Source organism: Ruegeria sp. L11 (genome assembly GCF_056531755.1).
This window is the reverse complement of sequence record NZ_JBQFMI010000011.1, coordinates 13,034-31,620: the sequence shown is the minus strand read 5'-3', so window position 1 is coordinate 31,620 and position 18,587 is coordinate 13,034. Positions and strand designations below refer to the sequence as shown.

Genomic DNA, 18,587 nt, shown 5'->3' with positions numbered 1-18,587 from the left:
ACATGCGTTGGCCCCTGCTCATACCGCTCCTGCTCGGCTCGCCCCTTTGGGCGGCGGACTGGGATGTGCCCAACCGGGCGGGGGCCATCAACGAGATACTGGCGCAGGCGGCGGATGGGGACACCCTTCGCCTGAGCCCCGGCGTTTACGTCGAGCAGTTGGTTCTGGACCGGCCCGTGACCCTCGACGGGCTGGGACAGGCCACCATCGACGGCCAAGGCCAAGGCAGCGTGATCACAGTGACCGGGCCGGGCGTGACCCTGCGCGGGCTGACGGTGATCGGATCGGGATCGGACCATGACGGGATCGACAGCGGCATCCAGCTGACCAAGACGGCGCGCGCGCCGGTGGTCGAGGATAACGTGCTGCTGGGCAATCTTTACGGCATCGACATCCACGGTGCGAAGGACAGCATCGTGCGCGGCAACCGGATTGAAGGGCGGCAGGATCGCCACATGAACGCGCGCGGCAATGGTGTCTATGTCTGGAACGCGCCGGGTGCGGTGGTTGAAGGCAATGACATCCGCTATGGCCGCGACGGGATCTTTGTGAATTCGTCCAAGAAGAACACCTTTACCGGCAACCTGTTCCGCGATCTGCGGTTTGCCGTTCACTACATGTATGCCGACGACTCGGTCGTCAGCGACAATGTCTCGATCGGCAACGATCTGGGCTATGCGGTGATGTTCACGACCAATGTGCGGGTCGCCAACAATGTCTCGATCGGGGACCGCGAACATGGCGTGATGCTGAACTATGCCAACAAGAGCGTCATCACCGGCAATGTCGTGAAAGGTGCCAAGGAAAAGTGCACCTTCCTGTATAACTCGAACAAGAACGAATTCACCGACAACTGGTTCGAGGGATGTGGCATCGGTATCCACTTTACCGCTGGCAGCGAACGCAACCGCATTGTTGGCAATTCATTCATCGGAAACCGGACGCAGGTGAAATACGTCTCGACCAAGTGGGTCGAGTGGTCCGAAGACGGGCGCGGCAATTACTGGTCCGATTTTGCCGCCTATGATGTGGATGGCAACGGTATCGCCGATGTCCCCTATCGACCCAATGACAGTATGGACCATGTGCTGTGGACCCAACCCGCAGCCAAATTGCTGCTCGGCTCGCCTGCCGTGCAGCTGGTGCGCTGGTCGCAATCGGCCTTCCCGGCACTGTTGCCGGGGGGTGTGATGGACAGCAACCCATTGATGCAAGCCCCTGAACCCCCAGCTATGAAAAAGGTGCCTCATGACGGATAAGGCCCTGTCAATTGACCATGTCAGCAAGAACCGGGGGAAAACCCGCGTTCTTGACGATATCACCCTGTCCCTTGCCCCCGGTCAGCGCGTGGCGCTGCTGGGCCATAACGGCGCGGGAAAGTCGACCCTGATCAAATCCATCCTTGGCCTGACGCCCATTCGGGACGGAGCCATTCGGATCGGGGGTGCCACCCCCGGCAGCGCGCAGGCGCGACGGGATACGGCGTATCTGCCCGAGGCGGTCTCGTTTCACCCGGCGTTGACCGGGCGCGAGCAGCTGACACTGTTTGCAAAACTGTCCGGGTCAAAAGCCGATGTTCCCGGCCTGCTGGAGCGCGTTGGCCTGAGCGACGCATTGGACCGACGGATCGGTGCCTATTCCAAGGGGATGCGGCAACGACTGGGGCTGGCGCAGGTGCTGCTGGGACAGCCGAAAGTGGCGCTGCTGGATGAGCCGACATCCGGCCTGGACCCGATCTCGCGGCAGGACCTCTATGCCATTATTGACGAATTGGCCGCGCAGGGTACCGCCGTGCTGATTGCCAGCCATGCCTTGACCGAGGTTGAGGCGCGCACCGACCGGATCGCCATCATGCGCAAGGGTCGGATGGTGGCCGATGACACGCTGAACAACCTGTCGGCGCTGGCCGGTCTGCCGATCCGCCTGAAGGTGCGCGCCAGCGCCAATGCGGATGCCCTGGCCGCTGAACTGGGCGGCAACCGGATCAACGGCGCATCGGTCGAGCTGCTGTGCACACCCGAAGACAAGATGGAGGCCCTGCGCCGGATCGCCGGATTGGGCGATGCGGTGGCGGATGTGGAAATGACACCACCCAAGCTGGAGGACCTTTATCGCCACTACGCACAGGAGGAGAGGACATGACCCGCTTCCTTGCCATCACCCGAACTGAAATGCTGATCCTGCGCCGCAACCGCTGGCTGTTGGTTGCCACGCTGATCATGGTGCTGTTTGCTTTGGCGCTGACCTTTGCGGGCAGTGCGCCCACCGGCACTTTGGGTGTTGATATGCTGACCGTCTCGGTCGCGTCGATGACCACATTGTCGGTTTACCTTGCGCCTTTGCTGGCGCTGATGATTTCCTTTGACGCCATCGCGGGCGATGTGGACCGGGGCAGCCTGTCGCTGCTGCTGTCCTATCCGGCTGGACGCGGGGAAATCCTGTTGGGCAAGTTCTGCGCCCATCTGGCCGCGCTGGCCTTTGCCATGACCGTGGGTTTTGGCACCGCAGGTGCGGTAGCCGCGTTCTTTGGTGGTGCGGGGCCGGAAAGCCTGATGGCGCTGGTGCGACTTATCCTGACGTCGATCCTGCTGGGCGCCGTGTTTCTGGCGCTTGGATACCTGCTGTCCGCTTTGGCGAGGGGCGCCACCGCGGCAGCGGGTCTGTCGGCCGGGCTTTGGCTGGTTTTTGTCGTCCTTTATGATCTGGGCCTGTTGGGGGCCGTCGTCATGGACAAGGGCGGCGCATTCACCCAATCCGTCTTTCCATGGGTGATGGTAGCCAACCCGGCCGACGCGTTCCGTTTGTGGAACATCGCCGCGACGGAAGGCGTGGCCATGGCCTCGGGCATGACCGGGGCCGCACAGGCCCTGCCGGTCTGGGCCGCGCCCGCGTCGCTGCTGATCTGGCCGGTGCTGGGCTTTGCCCTTGCCCGGCTGGCTTTTCGGAGGGTCGAGCCATGAGACGTCTTGCCCTGATCGCATTGCTTGCACTGGTGGCCTGCAAGGAAGAGCTGGCCGAGGCCCCCGATCCGGTCGATCTGACACCGGATGCGCTGAGCTATTTCTGTCAGATGAATGTCGCCGAGCATGGCGGGCCCAAGGGGCAGATTCATCTGAAAGGCTATCCGGCCCCGCTGTTCTTTGCACAGGTGCGGGACATGGTGGCCTATCTGAAAAGCCCCGAGCGCGATGCGGATATCACTGCCATCTATGTCAGCGATATGGGCGTCGCGCCAAGCTGGCGGCAGCCGGGGATTTCGAACTGGATCGCTGCGGATGATGCGACTTTTGTGGTTGGTGCCGATGTGGCTGGCGGCATGGGTGCGCGCGAAGTGGTGCCCTTTGCTGATCCAGCGGATGCCCAGATTTTCGCGGAGACCTATGGCGGGACCGCGATGCGCCTGCCCGACATTCCCGATGCCGAAGTGCTTGGCCCTGTCGATCTTGATCTGACATTGGAGACCCCCGTATGACCGCCCTGTCCCGTCGCCGTTTTCTGATCATTTCCGCCGCCTGTGCGGCCACCCCGGCCATGGCTTCGGACGCGTACTGGCGCGGAACCGCCCTTGGGGCTGCGGCCAGCCTGCGGCTGGTCGGGCTGACGGATGCCGAGGCCGCACCGATCATTGCCGCCGTTGAGGGTGAGGTGACCCGGCTGGAGGATATCTTCAGCCTGTACCGTCCGCAGTCACAGCTGAGCCGCCTGAACCGCGACGGTGTTTTGACCGCACCCGCGCCTGAGCTGTTGGAGGTATTGAGCCTGAGCAGCGCCCTGCATCAGGCATCCGGCGGCGCTTTCGATCCCAGCATTCAGCCCCTGTGGGATGCTTTGGCAACAGGCGCAGGCCCCGGAGATCTGGCTGCCGCCCGCGCTGCTGTGGGTTGGGAACGGGTGTCTTTCGATGCTGCGTCGGTGCGGCTGCCGGTGCCGGGCCAGTCGGCCCTGACGCTGAACGGTATCGCCCAAGGCGCGATCACGGATCGGATCGCCGCGCTGCTGCGTGGCTTTGGTTTGCGTGATGTTCTGGTCGATATGGGAGAGGTTGCCGCCTTGGGTGCGCGAGGCGACGGCGCCCCCTGGAAAGTCGGGTTGGTCGCGCCGGACCAGCGGGTTTTGAAACGGGTCGCGCTGCGTGACCGCGCGGTCGCGACATCATCGTCGCTGGGGACGCAGCTGGGACAGGGTTTGGGCCACATCATCACCCCGGACGGGCCTGCAAACCGGGACAGAACGGTTTCGGTTTCTGCCCCTGACGCGGTGATCGCAGATGGGCTGTCTACTGCGATATGCGCGGCGCCCGAAAGCCAAGTAGCTGAAATCTTGAGATATTTTATCGGAGCCCGTGTCGAGCTGAATGTATGACGCATGGTCGCAAATCTCAGGTGGGTCAGGAAAATTCACCAAGAACATGATATTCGCGAAAAACATGATATAGGTCAATTCGTGCGCTGCTTCGCGCAGTTAGGAAGTAAGGACGCGAACCAATCTATCCACACTCGAGTCGCCAGCCATGAGCCAGTTGACCAGCAGACGCGCTTTTCTGAGCGCACGTATCCTACGGGAGGATCCTGATGCGATCCGACCGCCGGGTGCGGGCGTGACAGGCTTTGCCGATCTGTGCACAGGCTGCGAAGACTGCGCCGGGGCCTGCCCGGAAGAGATCATCACATTCGACAACAGCGGCTTTCCGGTTCTGGATCTTTCCGCAGGCGGCTGCACCTTATGCGGTGCATGTGCCGAGGTTTGCCCGACCCCGGCGTTGTTGCCCGAGCGTGTGACCGAGTGGCCGTGGCGCGCACGGATCGAGGCTGCAAGCTGCCTGTCGATGAACGGGGTAAGCTGCCGCCTGTGTCAGGACACTTGCGAACAGGAAGCCATCCGCTTTCGCCTGCAACTGGGCGGGCGGGCTGAACCAGCGCTTGAAACCGAAACCTGCATCGGATGCGGCACATGTTCTGCCGCCTGCCCCGCCGGGGCCATCACGATGCACCGCCCCGCCCCTTTGCACCCGGAGGTGACCCAATGAATATCTGTGGCTGTCTTGTCCACATCGCCCCCGATCACACCGACGCCGCACGCGCGGCGATGACCGGCACCGATGGCGTCGAGCTTCATGCCGAGGCCGAGGATGGCCGGTTCGTCGTGGTTGTCGAGGATACAGCCGACCGGCTGGCCTCGGAAACCATCATGGATCTGCACCAGATCCCCGGCGTGATCTCGCTATCGCTGACCTATCACCATTTCGAAGATCCCGCGGAGGCTGCTCCGCGTCCTGATGCTCCAAGCCAACCGTCCAGCAGGAGGCCCATGCAATGACCATCTCTGAATCCCGTCGTACATTTCTGAAAGCGTCCGCAGCGGCTGCCACGGCCTCGGCTGCCGGCATTCCAATGGCCGCTGGTTCGGCCAGCGCCCAGGCCGCCGCGCCCGATATCCGCTGGGACAAGGCCGCCTGCCGGTTCTGCGGCACGGGCTGTTCGGTTCTGGTGGGCACCAAGGATGGCCGCGTAGTCGCCACGCAGGGCGACCCGGATGCGCCGGTCAACCGGGGTCTGAACTGTATCAAGGGCTATTTCCTGTCCAAGATCATGTATGGCAAGGACCGCCTGACCACGCCGCTTTTGCGCAAAACCAACGGCGAATATGACAAGAATGGCGAGTTTGAGCCGGTCAGCTGGGACGAAGCCTTTGACGTCATGGCTGCCAAGTGGAAAGAGGCGCTGGCCAAGAAAGGCCCGACCAGCGTGGGTATGTTCGGTTCCGGTCAGTGGACCGTCTGGGAAGGTTATGCGGCGGCCAAGATGATGAAGGCCGGGTTCCGGTCGAACAACATCGACCCCAACGCGCGTCACTGCATGGCGTCGGCCGTGGTCGGCTTTATCCGTACCTTCGGCATCGACGAGCCGATGGGCTGCTATGACGACCTTGAGCACGCAGATACGTTTGTTCTGTGGGGGTCGAACATGGCCGAGATGCACCCGATCCTGTGGTCGCGTCTGACCGATACGCGCCTGACCAAGCCGGGATGCGAAGTGCATGTTCTGTCGACCTTCGAGCACCGTTCGTTCGAGCTGGCCGACAATGGCATGGTGTTCAACCCGCAGACCGATCTGGCGATCCTGAACTACATTGCCAATTACATCATCCAGAATGGCGCGGTGAACGAAGAGTTCGTCAAGAACCACGTCAACATCACCAAGACCGCCACCGATATCGGTTATGGCCTGCGCGACAATCATCCGCTGCAACAAGAGGCCGCGAACCCCAATGTCGGCAAGATGGAGCCGATCAGCTTTGAGGAATATGCCGAGGCGGTATCGGCATACACGCTGGAATACACCTCGGAGCTGTCCGGCGTTCCGGCGGACAAGCTGGAGCGTCTGGCCCAGCAATATGCCGACCCGAACCGCAAGGTCATGAGCCTGTGGACCATGGGGTTCAACCAGCATACCCGCGGGTCGTGGGTGAATTCGCTGATGTATAACGTGCACTTGCTGGTGGGCAAGATTTCCGAGCCCGGAAACTCGCCCTTCTCGCTAACCGGTCAGCCGTCGGCCTGCGGAACCGCGCGTGAGGTCGGCACTTTTGCCCACCGTCTGCCTGCCGACATGGTTGTCATGAATGACGAGCACCGCAAGATTTGCGAAACCGCCTGGAATGTGCCTGCGGGTACCATTCCGGCCAAGCCCGGCTTTCACGCCGTGCTGCAACACCGCAAGCTGAAGGATGGTGATCTGAACGCCTATTGGGTGCAGTGCAACAACAACATGCAGGCCGCACCGAATATCAACGAAGAAGGCTATCCCGGGTATCGCAACCCCGAGAACTTCATCACCGTATCAGACCCCTACCCGACCGTCACGGCCGTATCCGCCGACCTGATCCTGCCCACCGCCATGTGGGTCGAGAAGGAAGGCGCCTATGGCAACGCCGAGCGCCGCACCCAGTTCTGGCGGCAGCAGGTCAAGGCTCCGGGCGAGGCCAAGTCGGACGTGTGGCAGGTGATGGAATTCTCGAAACGCTTCACCGTTGAGGAGGTCTGGGGCGAAGAGTTGCTGGCCACCATGCCGGAACATCGCGGCAAGACCATGTACGAGGTTCTGTTTGCCAATGGCAGCGTCGACAAGTTCCCGCTGTCGGAAACCGCCGAGGGCTTTGACAACGACGAATCCGAGCATTTCGGGTTCTACGTTCAGAAGGGTCTGTTCGAGGAATATGCCAATTTCGGACGCGGCCACGCGCACGATCTGGCACCGTTTGAAACCTATCACCAAGCCCGTGGCCTGCGCTGGCCGGTCGTGGATGGCAAGGAAACGCTGTATCGTTTCCGCGAAGGCTATGACCCTTATGTGCCCGAAGGCGCGGGCGTGAAGTTCTATGGCAAGAAGGATGGCAAGGCGAGCATCATCTTTGCGCCTTACGAGCCTGCGGCCGAGGAACCGGATGCGGAATATGATCTGTGGCTGTGCACCGGTCGTGTGCTGGAACACTGGCATTCGGGGTCGATGACGCGCCGTGTCCCAGAGCTGCATCGCGCCTACCCGGCGGCTGTGGTTTACATGCATCCGCAGGACGCCAAGGATCGGGACCTGCGCCGGGGTCAGGAGATTGTTCTGTCTACCCGTCGGGGCGAGGTCACCAGCCGGGTCGAGACCCGTGGGCGCAACAAGGTGCCGCGCGGTCTGGTGTTCATGCCGTGGTTCGACGAAGGCCAGTTGACCAACAAGCTGACGCTGGACGCGACCTGCCCGCTGTCGAAAGAGACCGACTTCAAGAAATGCGCCTGCAAGGTCGAGCGCGCATAGGCAACAAGGATCGTACGGGTAAATCCTCATGTCTTTTGCCGACAAACCCCTTTCGCCGCAGCGGCGCCGGTTCCTGCAGGATTCGGCGCGGGCGGCGGGCGGCTGCGTGGTCGCCGGGACGGTGCTGGCCTATCTGGCCCGCGACGCCCGCGCCCTGCCGGCCGAGGCTTTGCGCCCGCCCGGCGCGCTGCCGGAAAAGGAGTTTCTGTCAGCCTGTATCCGCTGCGGATTATGCGTGCGGGATTGCCCATATGATACTTTGAAACTGGCCGAGTTGGGCTCGGACGCGGTGGCGACGGGAACACCCTTTTTCACCGCGCGGGATATTCCCTGTGAGATGTGCGACGACATTCCATGTGTCGCCGCATGTCCGACCGGGGCACTGGATCCCGCGTTGGACAATATCGACGACGCGAAGATGGGGGTCGCGGTTCTGGTCGATCAGGAGAACTGCCTGAACTTCCTCGGGTTGCGCTGCGATGTCTGTTACCGCGTCTGCCCCGTCATCGACGAGGCGATCACGCTGGACACCACGCACAACACGCGGTCGGGTCATCACGCGATGTTCATCCCGACCGTCCACGCCGACCGCTGCACCGGCTGCGGCATGTGCGAGAAAAGCTGTGTTCTGCCCGAGGCCGCCATCAAGGTGCTGCCTGCCCGGCTGGCGCGGGGCAGTTCGGCAGAGCATTACCGCAAGGGTTGGGAAGAAAAGGCCGCGAAAGGCGCGCCGGTGGTCGAGGGGATCATCGACCTGCCGGACCGTTTGCCCGGACCGGGCACGGACAATCTGGCCACGCCCGGCGGCTTTGCGCCGGGATATGATCTGCCGGGGGTGGGACAATGAGCGCCCGCACAGATATGCCCACAGGTCAAGAGGCCATCGCCAGCAAGGGCTGGATCGGCGCGCATCGCTATCTGCTGCTGCGCCGGGCAAGCCAGCTGTTCTTTCTGGTTCTGTTTCTGCTGGGCCCATGGTTCGGTATCTGGATTGTTCAGGGAACGCTGGCTGGGTCGCTGACGCTGGGCGTGCTGCCTTTGACCGATCCGTTCATCCTGTTGCAGAGCATGGTTGCAGGCCACTGGCCCGAAATGACCGCGCTGATCGGTGGGCTGATCGTTCTGGTGGTCTATGCCCTGATTGGTGGCCGTGTCTATTGTTCCTGGGTCTGCCCGATCAATCCGGTGACGGATGCGGCCAACTGGTTGCACCGCAAGCTGGAGCTGCCGAAAGGCTGGCAACCCAAGCGCGGCACACGCCTGTGGATTCTGGCAACCGTCCTGCTTGTTTCGGGTCTGAGCGGCATGATCGCGTGGGAGTTGATCAACCCGATCACCATGCTGCATCGCGGGCTGGTCTTTGGAATGGGCTTTGTCTGGGCCCTGATCGCCGCCATCTTTGTCTTTGACGTCTTCGTCTCGCGCCACGGATGGTGCGGACACCTGTGCCCGGTGGGTGCGTTCTATGGCCTGATCGGAGCAAAAAGCCTGCTGCGGATCAGCGCCACAAACCGCGCCGCCTGCGATGACTGCATGGATTGTTACGCGGTCTGCCCGGAAAATCAGGTGATCTCGCCCGCGCTGAAGGGCAAACCGGGAAGTACCCCGCTGATCCTGTCACCCGACTGCACGAATTGTGGCCGCTGCATCGATGTCTGCGCGGTCGACGTTTTTACCTTTACTCACCGGTTCGACGACCACGTCGTCCAACCTTCCGATCCAGTTGCCGCGCCCGAGCCGCGCGCCGCCAGACCTATCTAGGGGAGTGCCAAGATGAAAAAATCTATCGTTACAGGCGGAATTGCCCTTCTACCCGTATTATTGCTGAGCGGATGGGCCCTCGCGCAATCTGCTCAGGTTGAATCCCTGCGCGGTGCGGATGTGGATGAGCCGGTGCCGCTGGACCAGATCCACCGCAATGTCGAAGGGCGCCAGCAGCGCAATTACCGGCAGCAGCCGCCGGTGATCCCGCATTCGGTCGAACAGTACCAGATCGACATCCGTACCAACCAGTGCCTGTCCTGCCATGACTGGACCAAAGCTGGTGACCGTAACGCGCCGACGCTGTCGATGACCCATTATCTGGACCGCGAAGGCCGCGAACTGGATCGGATCGCCGGAACCCGGTATTTCTGCAACCAGTGCCACGTACCGCAGGCCGACGCCCCGCCGCTGGTCGACAACGTGTTCCAGCCCTCCGCCGGCAATTGATCCAACGCAAGACTGAAAGGAGCACCGACATGGCCGACTCCCCTGAAAACCGCGGCTTGCTTGGTCGCCTCTGGAACGCGATCTGGACGCCGACGGTGCTGTTCAGTTCAGGCTTTCTTGTCCTGGCCGGATTTCTGGCCGGTATCCTGTTCTGGGGTGGATTTCACTGGACCCTTGAGCTGACGAATACCGAAGAATTCTGTACCTCGTGCCACACAATGGAAACCAACCTGGGCGAGTATCGCGAAACGGTCCATTACAACAACCATTCCGGCGTTCGCGCGATCTGTTCCGACTGCCACGTGCCGGATGAATGGAGCCACAAGATCAAAGCCAAGATCATGGCCGTCAAAGACGTCTATCATGAGTTGGCTGGAACCATCAGCACACCCGAGCAGTACGAGGCACATCGCCTGAGCATGGCTTCGGCCGTTTGGAAGAAGATGAAGGAATCTGACAGCCGTGAATGCCGCAACTGTCACAACTTTGACTACATGGACTTTACCATTCAGGAAACCCGCGCCGCGTCGGAACACCAGCGCGCCATCGACACCGGCATGACATGCATCGACTGCCATCAGGGCATCGCGCATAATCTGCCCGCGAACTATCTGGAACAATACCAGAAGATAAGCGAGGCCGTGGAGGGCGTGGTTCTTCAGGAACATGCATCCGCCTCGGGCAGCGACATCCGCGCGTTTCTGAACAACAGCTCGAATTAGGGTGGGGGCAGACATGTTAGACTTACTTGGAACAATCGGTGCCAATGTCCTGGGCCTGCCCGGCATACTGGGACTGGCGCTTGGAATGATGACCCGCAAGCTGTGGTTGGGCGCGGCACTGGGGGCCGTTGTCGGCATTCTGGAAACGCTGGTTTTTGCGGGCTTTCAGTTTGCCCATGTGGAAGCGCTGGAACTTGGTATCTCGGTTCTGGTCGGGCTTTGCGCGGGCAGCCTTGGCACTGCCATCCGCCTGAAAGGCGCAACCGTCTGAAGAAAACACCGGTTCTGCCCATTGGTGGAACCGGTATTCTGCCGGGTCACGTTTCCAGCGCCAAAGCGGGTGTTTGTACCGCGCGCGACACGTCTATTGACGTTAGGGAAGCGTTTAAGGGGCGCGGCAGCAACGAAAATCGGCAGGGTCTGATTTTCGCATTTCCACAACTTCGACAAAAGCGCACGAGGCCCTAGTGCCAAGGGGAAAACACCCTTTCCCAATACGCTCGGCAAAACAGCAGGCCGGGCCGCAACTGGCGCGTGAAAAATCAATATGAAACCGAAAGCCAATGATTTGACAAGAAAAATTCAAAGTGGAGTGGAAATTCGAAACGACATCTGTCACAGCAGATAACAAGTTAATAATGGTGTCCCTGCGTCATGTGGATAGAACGTAAATTCCTCTCTATTTTTGCTTATACAAATACAATATGTTTTGAGGGGAGTAAGGGGGGAAGGAAAATGGGCGGGGGCGCAGAACGATGACGGGGGTCCTTGAGGCATCGCCGCGTATCTCAAAAGTTCTTGAACTGGCTGATCTGGAAAACCATGCCACCCTGTTTCGGCAGGAAGGTGTGGATGATGAAATTCTGGACGAGCTGACAGATCCCGAACTGCGCGATCTGGGGCTGACGGTTGGTGAAAGAAAGCGGTTTCGCAAGGCGCAGGCGCGTCTGAAATCTGAGGAAGCATCGACCCGGCAGGAGCTTAGGTCCGAAGCCGAACGGCGGCAGCTTACGCTGGTTTTCTGCGATCTCGTAGGGTCGACGCAGCTGGCCCAGCGGTATGACCCGGAAGACCTGATGCAGATCATGAACCTGTATCTGGATACGGCGATCGGCACCCTGAAACAGCATGGCTGTCACCTGGCCTACAGGCAGGGCGACGGGATCATGGTCTATTTCGGATATCCCAAAGCCATGGAGGACGATGCCGAACGCGCCGTTCGCGCTGTGCTGGAAACCATCGAAGCCGTACAAAACCTTGAAAACAGGTTTGGCGAAAAACTGGATCTGCGCGCGGGAATTGCCACCGGTATGGTTGTTGTGGGAGTGGTCTCGTCAACAAGTCTTGGTTCGCAGGACTTTCTGGTCGGTGAAACCGCGAACCTTGCATCCCGCCTGCAGGGTCTGGCCGAGCCGGGCGAGGTGGTCGTTTCCGCAGAGACGTGGCGATTGACACAAGGCGCATTCGAATTCGAGCCCCGTGGCAGCCAGAACCTGAAAGGGTTTGACAATCAGCGCACCGTCTATCGCGCCATTTCCGAAAGCGTCGCGACCAGCCGGTTCGATGCGCGTGTCGGACAGTCAGCCGTTGATCTTGTCGCCCGGGGCGACGATCTTTCGGTCCTGACCCAGCTTTGGAAAGACGCACAGGCGGGCTCCGGCAGGTTTGCGTTTGTCGGTGGCGCCGCAGGCATTGGCAAATCGCGGCTGATCAAGTCCCTGTCTGAAACAATTGGCGTCAAACCCTTTACCTTGCAGTGCATTCCGCATCTGGCCAGCCTTCCGCTTCACCCGATCGTGGGTGAGTTGAGGCGGGTTTCAGGCGACAAATCCGATGACAGCATCAGGGCCGCGATTTCCGATTTTGTTCAGGCCGCCTCTCGTCTGAGCGACGCGGATTTGCCTATTCTTCTGGATATGGCCGGGGTCGAAACGGGCGCAGAGCCGGATCCAGATCCCCTGAAGAAGGCCCGCAAGTCGCTGGACGTGTTGTTGCGCAGCCTTGGCAGCCTGTGTGACAGGCGGGGCACCTTGCTGCTGGTGGTGGAAGACGTGCACTGGGCTGACGCAACCACGCTGGACGTGCTGGAGGCGCTGGCATCAGGTCTGGACGGGTTCCCGATACTGGTGGTCCTGTCGCATCGCCCTGAATACGAGCCGCCTGAGCATTACGAGGGCCGCGCGGCGCGCATCGATCTGACACCTCTGGCCAGCAGTGAAGCCTCGGAACTGGTCCGGCGCGTGGCCGAGCCATACAGTTTGCCGGTCATCCTGATCAGGCAGATTGTCGAGAAAGCCGATGGCGTGCCGCTTTACATCGAAGAGATGACCAAGGCGGTTCTGGACCAGCTGCCGCAAGATGCGCCGATCAACGCCGAGGTTCTGGATGCCCTGAGTATCCCCGCGACCCTTCAGGATTCGTTGATGTCGCGTCTTGACCGGATGGAAAACGCCAAGCCTATCGCGCAGCTTGGGTCTGTTATCGGGCGCAGTTTCACCTCGGCGATGGTCCAGGCGGTGGCGCAGGAAGACATGGATGTGGAAAGCGCGCTGATGCAGCTGATGGCGGCTGGCGTTGTGCTGATCACGGGCGAAGCCGGAACGGCCACCTACACGTTCAACCACGCGCTGGTTCAGGATACGGCCTATAACTCGCTGCTGCGCGAAGACCGGCAAAAGGTTCATCTTAAAATCGCACGGGCCTTGCTGGCCGGACATAACGCATTCGGGAACCCCGCCCCCGATACCGTGGCGCATCACTGCGACCACGGCGGGTTGAAGGATGAGGCGGTGTCCAACTGGTTTACGGCAGGCGAACAAGCCCTGACGCGATTGGCGAACCTGCCTGCAATCTCGGCATTTCGCGCGGCACTGCGCAATATCGGAACGATGCCCGCCAATGCCGAGCGTGACGGGTTCGAGCTTCGGGTGCAGATGAATATCCTTCCGGCTTACATGGCGATCTATGGATGGTCCTCCGATCAGGTCGGAGAGACAGCCGCCCGCGCGATGGAGCTTGCCCATGCCTTGGGCGATGGCGAAACCCTTTTCGCGGCCACCTTCTGCCGCTGGACCAATTTCTTTGTGGCGGGCCAGATGAACCGGGCAATGGAGATGGGGCAGGCTCTGGACGCGATGGCCGGTATGAGTGGCGATCCTGTCGCCAACGTGCTGGCAGCCCGCGCGCTGAGTTTCACGCATTACTTCCGCGGGGAATTCGCGGATTGCGAGCAGCAGCTTGACCGTGCCTTTGCGCTGATCACGCCCGAGCTGGACATGGCCATGATGCCGATGACCCAGTCCTCGACCACGGCGTCGTTGCTGGCCATTCAGGGGTGCCTTCTGTGGCAGCAGGGCAAGTTTGATGAGGCGGAGGCCGCACGTCTGAAAGCCATCGACGTCAGCCGGGCACTGAACCACGCACCCAATCTTGTCTATGTCATGGGCGCGTGCAGCATGTTCCTGCCCTACGCGGGCGAATGGGACCGGCTGGACGTCACTATGAAAGAAGCGCGCAAGATCGCCGATGAGGAAGGGTTCCTGTATCTTCACGCCATGCAGGATATCTACATGGGTCTTGCGCAGGCGGGAAAAGGTGACATCGAGGGCGTCCCGGCCCATATCGAGGCCTGCATGAACCTGATCTCAAAGTCTGGTGGAAACTTTACTTTTCCGCAGAATCAGATTGTTCTGTCTGAGTTGATGATCGATCACGGGGATATTGATCAGGCCCTGGACCGGCTTGAAACCGTGTGTACCCCCGGTTGGGAACGAGGAGAAACGCTGAACAAACCGGAATATCACCGCGTGCGGGCCAAAGCCTTTGCTGCCAAGGGTGATCGGGATAGCGCGATTGCCGAGGGTGAACTGGCATTGGCGCTTGCCCGCGAATGTGGAGCCGTTGTTCAGGAACAACGCGCCGAGGCACTTCTGGACAGTTTGACGAAAGCCGAATGAACGAGACGGACTGCCCGGCCAAACAGGGCAGCATCACCAAGAGGGATTTACAATGACCGACGCATTGGATTGGAACACCGAACAGTGGAATGCCGTTAACAAGGCCGTCCATGATGAAGCGCTGCGTGCGCGGGTGGCTGCGAGTTTTCTGCCGCTTTATGGGCCGCTGCCGGCGGACACGCAATCTGTTCCCCTGAACAAGCTGGGTCTGGTCGACAACGCATCAGGCGCGGCCAAGCGTCTGGAAGTGAATGATTATGACACCCTGCGGCTGACGACGGTTTCCGTCAACGTCTACCTGAAAGGCGCGCAGGTGGCTGATCCGGAACTGGCTGCGGCCATGATCATGTTCCGCCGGGCCGCCGCCGTCGTGGCCAAGGTCGAGGATGACATCGTTTTCAACGGCCAGCCAGGCAGCAGCGAAGCCCCCAAACATGCCGGTGGCGCACCTGCCGATCTGCCGCCGATCTATACCGTCAGCGGTGGCGGCAAATATCCGGGGCTGCTGGAGGCTGGCGAAGGTCAGTCCATTTCGATCAACGGGAAGAAAAAGCCCTGTTCCGGCCCCGAGGTTTTCGAGGCCGTGGTTGCGGGCATCAACAAGCTGGAAGCGCATGGATACCTTGGGCCTTTTGCCTGCGTGATGGGTAACGGACTGTTTCAGGCCGTGACCACGCCGATCGAGAACTCGATGGTGCTGCCGCGTGACAGTATTCTTCCGTTCCTTGATGGTCCGCTGCTGCGATCGGGCACCCTTCCCGCAAACAAGGCAGCACTTGTATCGCTGCAAGGCGCGCCGGTCGAGATTGTCGTGCCTTCGGATATCGCGGTGAAGTATCTGCAAACCTCGTCTGACGGTGAGCACATCTTCCGCGTGCAGCAGAAGTTCCACCTGAGGATCAAGGAAGCACAGGCGATCTGCACCATTACGTGCTGACCGGAGATCTGGTCATGGGGGAGTTTACAGACCGGGGCGTGACATTGCGTTGGTCCGAGCTGATCAACGAAAATGGGCTTAATCGGGTGTTGATCGAAGCCGGACCCGCCGTGTCTTCGCATGACGTGGTGCGTGTGATCTGTTCCGAAGAAGGCGGCCCCGAACGCGCCATTCGCGGCTGGCCCTTGCAATGCAACCCGATGACGGGGTTTCAGCAGTTTGCAGCCATGCTGCCATCTGTGACCCAGGAAAAGACATTGACCTGGCGACCGGTGCTGACGACCGGTGGTCGCGAATATGATCCCGGCCCCGGAAAGGCCCCCGAGCCTGCGCCGCCAAGCCCGGCAAAGCCTGTCACGCAAATGCCCGCGCTTGAACACGTTGGCAGGTTTGTGGTGCCGTTCACCGACGAGTTCTATCCGTCAGGTGAAACACCGGACGGCATCTGGCTGCATTTCGGGATCAAAGAGGGCGGAACGGTTGAAGGGCCTCATCTGAAGGGGACGATCGATCCGCTGGGGGGCGACTGGATGCGCGTGCGATCCGACGGAGTTGGGCTTTTGCACGCCCGAGCGCTTATCCAACCCGTTGAAGGGGGTGCGCCGATCCTGTTTGAAGATACCGGCGTGTGTGACTTTGGCCCGGATGGGTATGCCGGGCTGGCGAAGGGCACTCTGCCCGCCTCGGCCCCGGTCCGGCTGGCACCGCGATACCTGACGTCAAACCCGAATTATGCCTGGATGAACAGGTTGCAGGGGTTCGGCATCGGCGAAGCCAGCCTGTCCGATATCACCCTGCGCTTTGACGTCTATTCCGCGAAAGGAACATCCGATGGCTGAAAAGGTTGTCATACTGGGCGGTGGCGTGGCCGGAATGAGCGCCGCGCATGAGCTGATCGAGCGCGGGTACGAGGTCGAGATTCACGAGCGCCAGCTGATCCCCGGCGGTAAGGCACGCAGCATCCCCGTGATGAAGGGCGAAGGCGATCACGGGTCTAAGGCGAAACACATCAAGGCGCTTGAACAATGGGCCGAGATGGACGGCGCCAGTTATCCCCCAGGCGTGAAACGCCCCTGGCTGCCCGGCGAGCATGGGTTCCGGTTCTTTCCGAATTTCTACCGCCATATCACCGATACGATGGCGCGCACGCCCTATTACGGCAAAGGCACCTGTTACGATAATCTGGTATCCACCACTCAGGTTCTGGTCAGCCAGTTCGACGACCCAGGAATCATCGTTCCCGAACGGTTTCCCCGCACGCTGAAAGACGTGGCCGACGCGCTCAAGACGGTTGCATTCACGCTCTCGCCCCGGGACCAGATCGCCTATGAGGATGTCGAACATTTCATCGCCTGCATGTGGCGCATCGCGACATCCTGCAAGGAGCGCCGGTTCGATGAATATGAGCGCATCGGGTGGTGGGATTTCATCGGTGCCGAACAACGCTCGGAAGCGTATCAGAAGTTTCTGGCCATTGGCCTGACCCGTTCGCTGGTGGCCGCGAAGGCGACAACTGCCAGTACAAAGACCGTGGGCGACATTGCGGTTCAGCTTCAGCTGGGTATCGCGACGCCCGAGCCGCATGGCAACCGGCTGTTGAACGGCCCCACCAACCTTGTCTGGATACAGCCATGGCTGGATTACCTCAAAAGCAAGGGGGTCGTGTACAACTTCAACTCAAAGGTCACGGGCATCGACTGCCAGGATGGCCGCATCGTCAGCGCGACGATTGAACAGGATGGCGAAGAAAAGCAGGTCACCGGGGATTGGTTCATCAGTGCGATGCCGATCGAACGGATCGCGCCGCTGATCACCCCTGCGATGACGGCACTTGACCCGTCTCTGGCCAAGCTGCCGCTGCTGGCCGAAGACGTGCAATGGATGAACGGAATTCAGTTCTATCTGACAAAGGATGTTGAACTGACGCACGGCCATGTCATTTTCATTGACAGCCCCTGGGCCCTGACCGCGGTTTCACAAAAACAGTTCTGGTCGGCCATCAACTTTGAAAACTGGGCAGAAGGCAAGACCAAGGGTTTGCTTTCAATAGATATCTCGGAATGGGACAAGCCGGGCCTGAATGGAAAAACCGCGCGTGATTGCAGCCGTGAGGAGATTGCGCAAGAGGTTTGGGAACAACTCAAGCGGAGCGTCAACGTGGATGGCCAGACCGTCCTGCGCGACGAGGATATGCATTACTGGTTCCTTGATCCGGATATTGTGCAGGATCCCAACGACCCCAAGCGCCAAACCAATGTGGAGCCGCTTTTGGTCAACCGCATCAACAGCTGGCGGTTGCGCCCTGAGGCGGCCACATTAATCCCGAACTTCATGCTGGCATCGGATTATGTGCGCACCTACACCGATCTTGCCACCATGGAAGGGGCGAACGAAGCGGCGCGCCGGGCGGTCAATGCCATCCTGCAACGCGGCGGATCAAAAGCTGAGCCCTGCCAGATCTGGGACCTGCACGAGCCGGATATCCTGAAACCGCTGCGCGCCTATGATTTTGCCCGCTATCAGGCCGGTCTGCCCTGGGACAACCGGTTTGCGGTTGCGGTCGAAGCCGCGCTGAGGATGGGACAGGATTCCGTTGGTGTTGAGCGTGGCGGCGAAGGGCCGCTGGCCGTCATCGGGGAACCGGCGGCTGAGTATTCAAAACCCGGCGGGATTACCGAAGACCCTGCGATTGCGGACGCGTTGCGCATGATCTGCCCTCCGAAAGAGCTGTTTGACCTGATGGTGGCCTACGAGCCGACCGCTGATCTTCCGATCCCCGGAGAGGAGATTGCAGAGGATGTTGCCTTTGATCTGGGCCGGGACAGCGGCCAGACGGGGGTGTTGTCCAAAGCCTTGCCGCTGACGGATTCACCTTTTTCCGCAACCGGACCAAACCTTGCCGAGACGGGCAGGAACGAGACCAAAACCCGTGTGATCATCACCCAGAAGGGATGAC

The 18,587-nt window shown here is 60.6% G+C and carries 17 protein-coding genes; all 17 read left to right on the top strand.

Features of this window, described 5'->3' with window-relative positions; translation table 11 throughout:
* The first annotated feature begins 2 nt into the window (after nt 1–2).
* On the top strand, nt 3–1,259 hold the full coding sequence (locus tag ACR0CE_RS15615) for a nitrous oxide reductase family maturation protein NosD (protein WP_480539705.1): 1,257 nt from the start codon (nt 3–5) through the stop codon (nt 1,257–1,259).
* Nucleotides 1,249–2,142: an ABC transporter ATP-binding protein gene (locus ACR0CE_RS15610; protein WP_480539707.1), complete on the top strand. Its 894-nt coding sequence runs from the start codon at nt 1,249–1,251 to the stop codon at nt 2,140–2,142. Before ACR0CE_RS15615 ends, ACR0CE_RS15610 begins: the two co-directional genes overlap by 11 nt.
* Nucleotides 2,139–2,960, top strand: a complete 822-nt coding sequence (locus ACR0CE_RS15605) for an ABC transporter permease (protein ID WP_209507037.1) — start codon at nt 2,139–2,141, stop codon at nt 2,958–2,960. Before ACR0CE_RS15610 ends, ACR0CE_RS15605 begins: the two co-directional genes overlap by 4 nt.
* Entirely contained in the window at nt 2,957–3,472 is a 516-nt protein-coding gene (locus tag ACR0CE_RS15600; RefSeq protein ID WP_480774210.1) for a nitrous oxide reductase accessory protein NosL, read from the top strand. Before ACR0CE_RS15605 ends, ACR0CE_RS15600 begins: the two co-directional genes overlap by 4 nt.
* A complete protein-coding gene (locus ACR0CE_RS15595) occupies nt 3,469–4,362 on the top strand; it encodes an FAD:protein FMN transferase (RefSeq protein WP_480774209.1) in 894 nt (297 codons plus the stop codon). Before ACR0CE_RS15600 ends, ACR0CE_RS15595 begins: the two co-directional genes overlap by 4 nt.
* Nucleotides 4,363–4,510: 148 nt before the next feature.
* Complete coding sequence (gene napF / locus ACR0CE_RS15590) at nt 4,511–5,026, top strand: ferredoxin-type protein NapF (protein WP_480484297.1); 516 nt, start codon at nt 4,511–4,513, stop codon at nt 5,024–5,026.
* Nucleotides 5,023–5,316, top strand: coding sequence for a chaperone NapD (locus ACR0CE_RS15585; protein ID WP_267363554.1), 294 nt, complete (start codon nt 5,023–5,025; stop codon nt 5,314–5,316). The genes napF and ACR0CE_RS15585 overlap by 4 nt, the downstream gene beginning before the upstream one ends.
* Nucleotides 5,313–7,805 carry a nitrate reductase catalytic subunit NapA gene (gene napA / locus ACR0CE_RS15580; RefSeq protein ID WP_480484296.1) on the top strand — a complete coding sequence of 831 codons (2,493 nt, stop codon included), beginning with the start codon at nt 5,313–5,315 and terminating at the stop codon, nt 7,803–7,805. Before ACR0CE_RS15585 ends, napA begins: the two co-directional genes overlap by 4 nt.
* A gap of 28 nt (nt 7,806–7,833) precedes the next feature.
* On the top strand, nt 7,834–8,652 hold the full coding sequence (gene napG, locus ACR0CE_RS15575; RefSeq protein ID WP_267363552.1) for a ferredoxin-type protein NapG: 819 nt from the start codon (nt 7,834–7,836) through the stop codon (nt 8,650–8,652).
* Nucleotides 8,649–9,566 carry a quinol dehydrogenase ferredoxin subunit NapH gene (gene napH, locus ACR0CE_RS15570; protein ID WP_480833128.1) on the top strand — a complete coding sequence of 306 codons (918 nt, stop codon included), beginning with the start codon at nt 8,649–8,651 and terminating at the stop codon, nt 9,564–9,566. Before napG ends, napH begins: the two co-directional genes overlap by 4 nt.
* Before the next feature lie 12 nt (nt 9,567–9,578).
* Nucleotides 9,579–10,016, top strand: a complete 438-nt coding sequence (locus ACR0CE_RS15565; RefSeq protein ID WP_209507029.1) for a nitrate reductase cytochrome c-type subunit — start codon at nt 9,579–9,581, stop codon at nt 10,014–10,016.
* Nucleotides 10,017–10,045: 29 nt separating this feature from the next.
* Nucleotides 10,046–10,738: a NapC/NirT family cytochrome c gene (locus ACR0CE_RS15560; RefSeq protein WP_267363548.1), complete on the top strand. Its 693-nt coding sequence runs from the start codon at nt 10,046–10,048 to the stop codon at nt 10,736–10,738.
* A gap of 13 nt (nt 10,739–10,751) precedes the next feature.
* On the top strand, nt 10,752–11,009 hold the full coding sequence (locus ACR0CE_RS15555) for a hypothetical protein (RefSeq protein WP_480507876.1): 258 nt from the start codon (nt 10,752–10,754) through the stop codon (nt 11,007–11,009).
* 484 nt (nt 11,010–11,493) lie between these two features.
* On the top strand, nt 11,494–14,694 hold the full coding sequence (locus ACR0CE_RS15550) for an adenylate/guanylate cyclase domain-containing protein (RefSeq protein ID WP_480833127.1): 3,201 nt from the start codon (nt 11,494–11,496) through the stop codon (nt 14,692–14,694).
* Between the two features lie 52 nt (nt 14,695–14,746).
* Nucleotides 14,747–15,631: an encapsulin gene (locus tag ACR0CE_RS15545; protein WP_209507025.1), complete on the top strand. Its 885-nt coding sequence runs from the start codon at nt 14,747–14,749 to the stop codon at nt 15,629–15,631.
* Nucleotides 15,632–15,645: 14 nt separating this feature from the next.
* Nucleotides 15,646–16,470 carry a DUF3237 domain-containing protein gene (locus tag ACR0CE_RS15540; protein ID WP_480833126.1) on the top strand — a complete coding sequence of 275 codons (825 nt, stop codon included), beginning with the start codon at nt 15,646–15,648 and terminating at the stop codon, nt 16,468–16,470.
* Nucleotides 16,463–18,586 carry a hydroxysqualene dehydroxylase gene (locus ACR0CE_RS15535; RefSeq protein ID WP_480833125.1) on the top strand — a complete coding sequence of 708 codons (2,124 nt, stop codon included), beginning with the start codon at nt 16,463–16,465 and terminating at the stop codon, nt 18,584–18,586. The genes ACR0CE_RS15540 and ACR0CE_RS15535 overlap by 8 nt, the downstream gene beginning before the upstream one ends.
* The last annotated feature ends 1 nt before the right edge of the window (nt 18,587 follow it).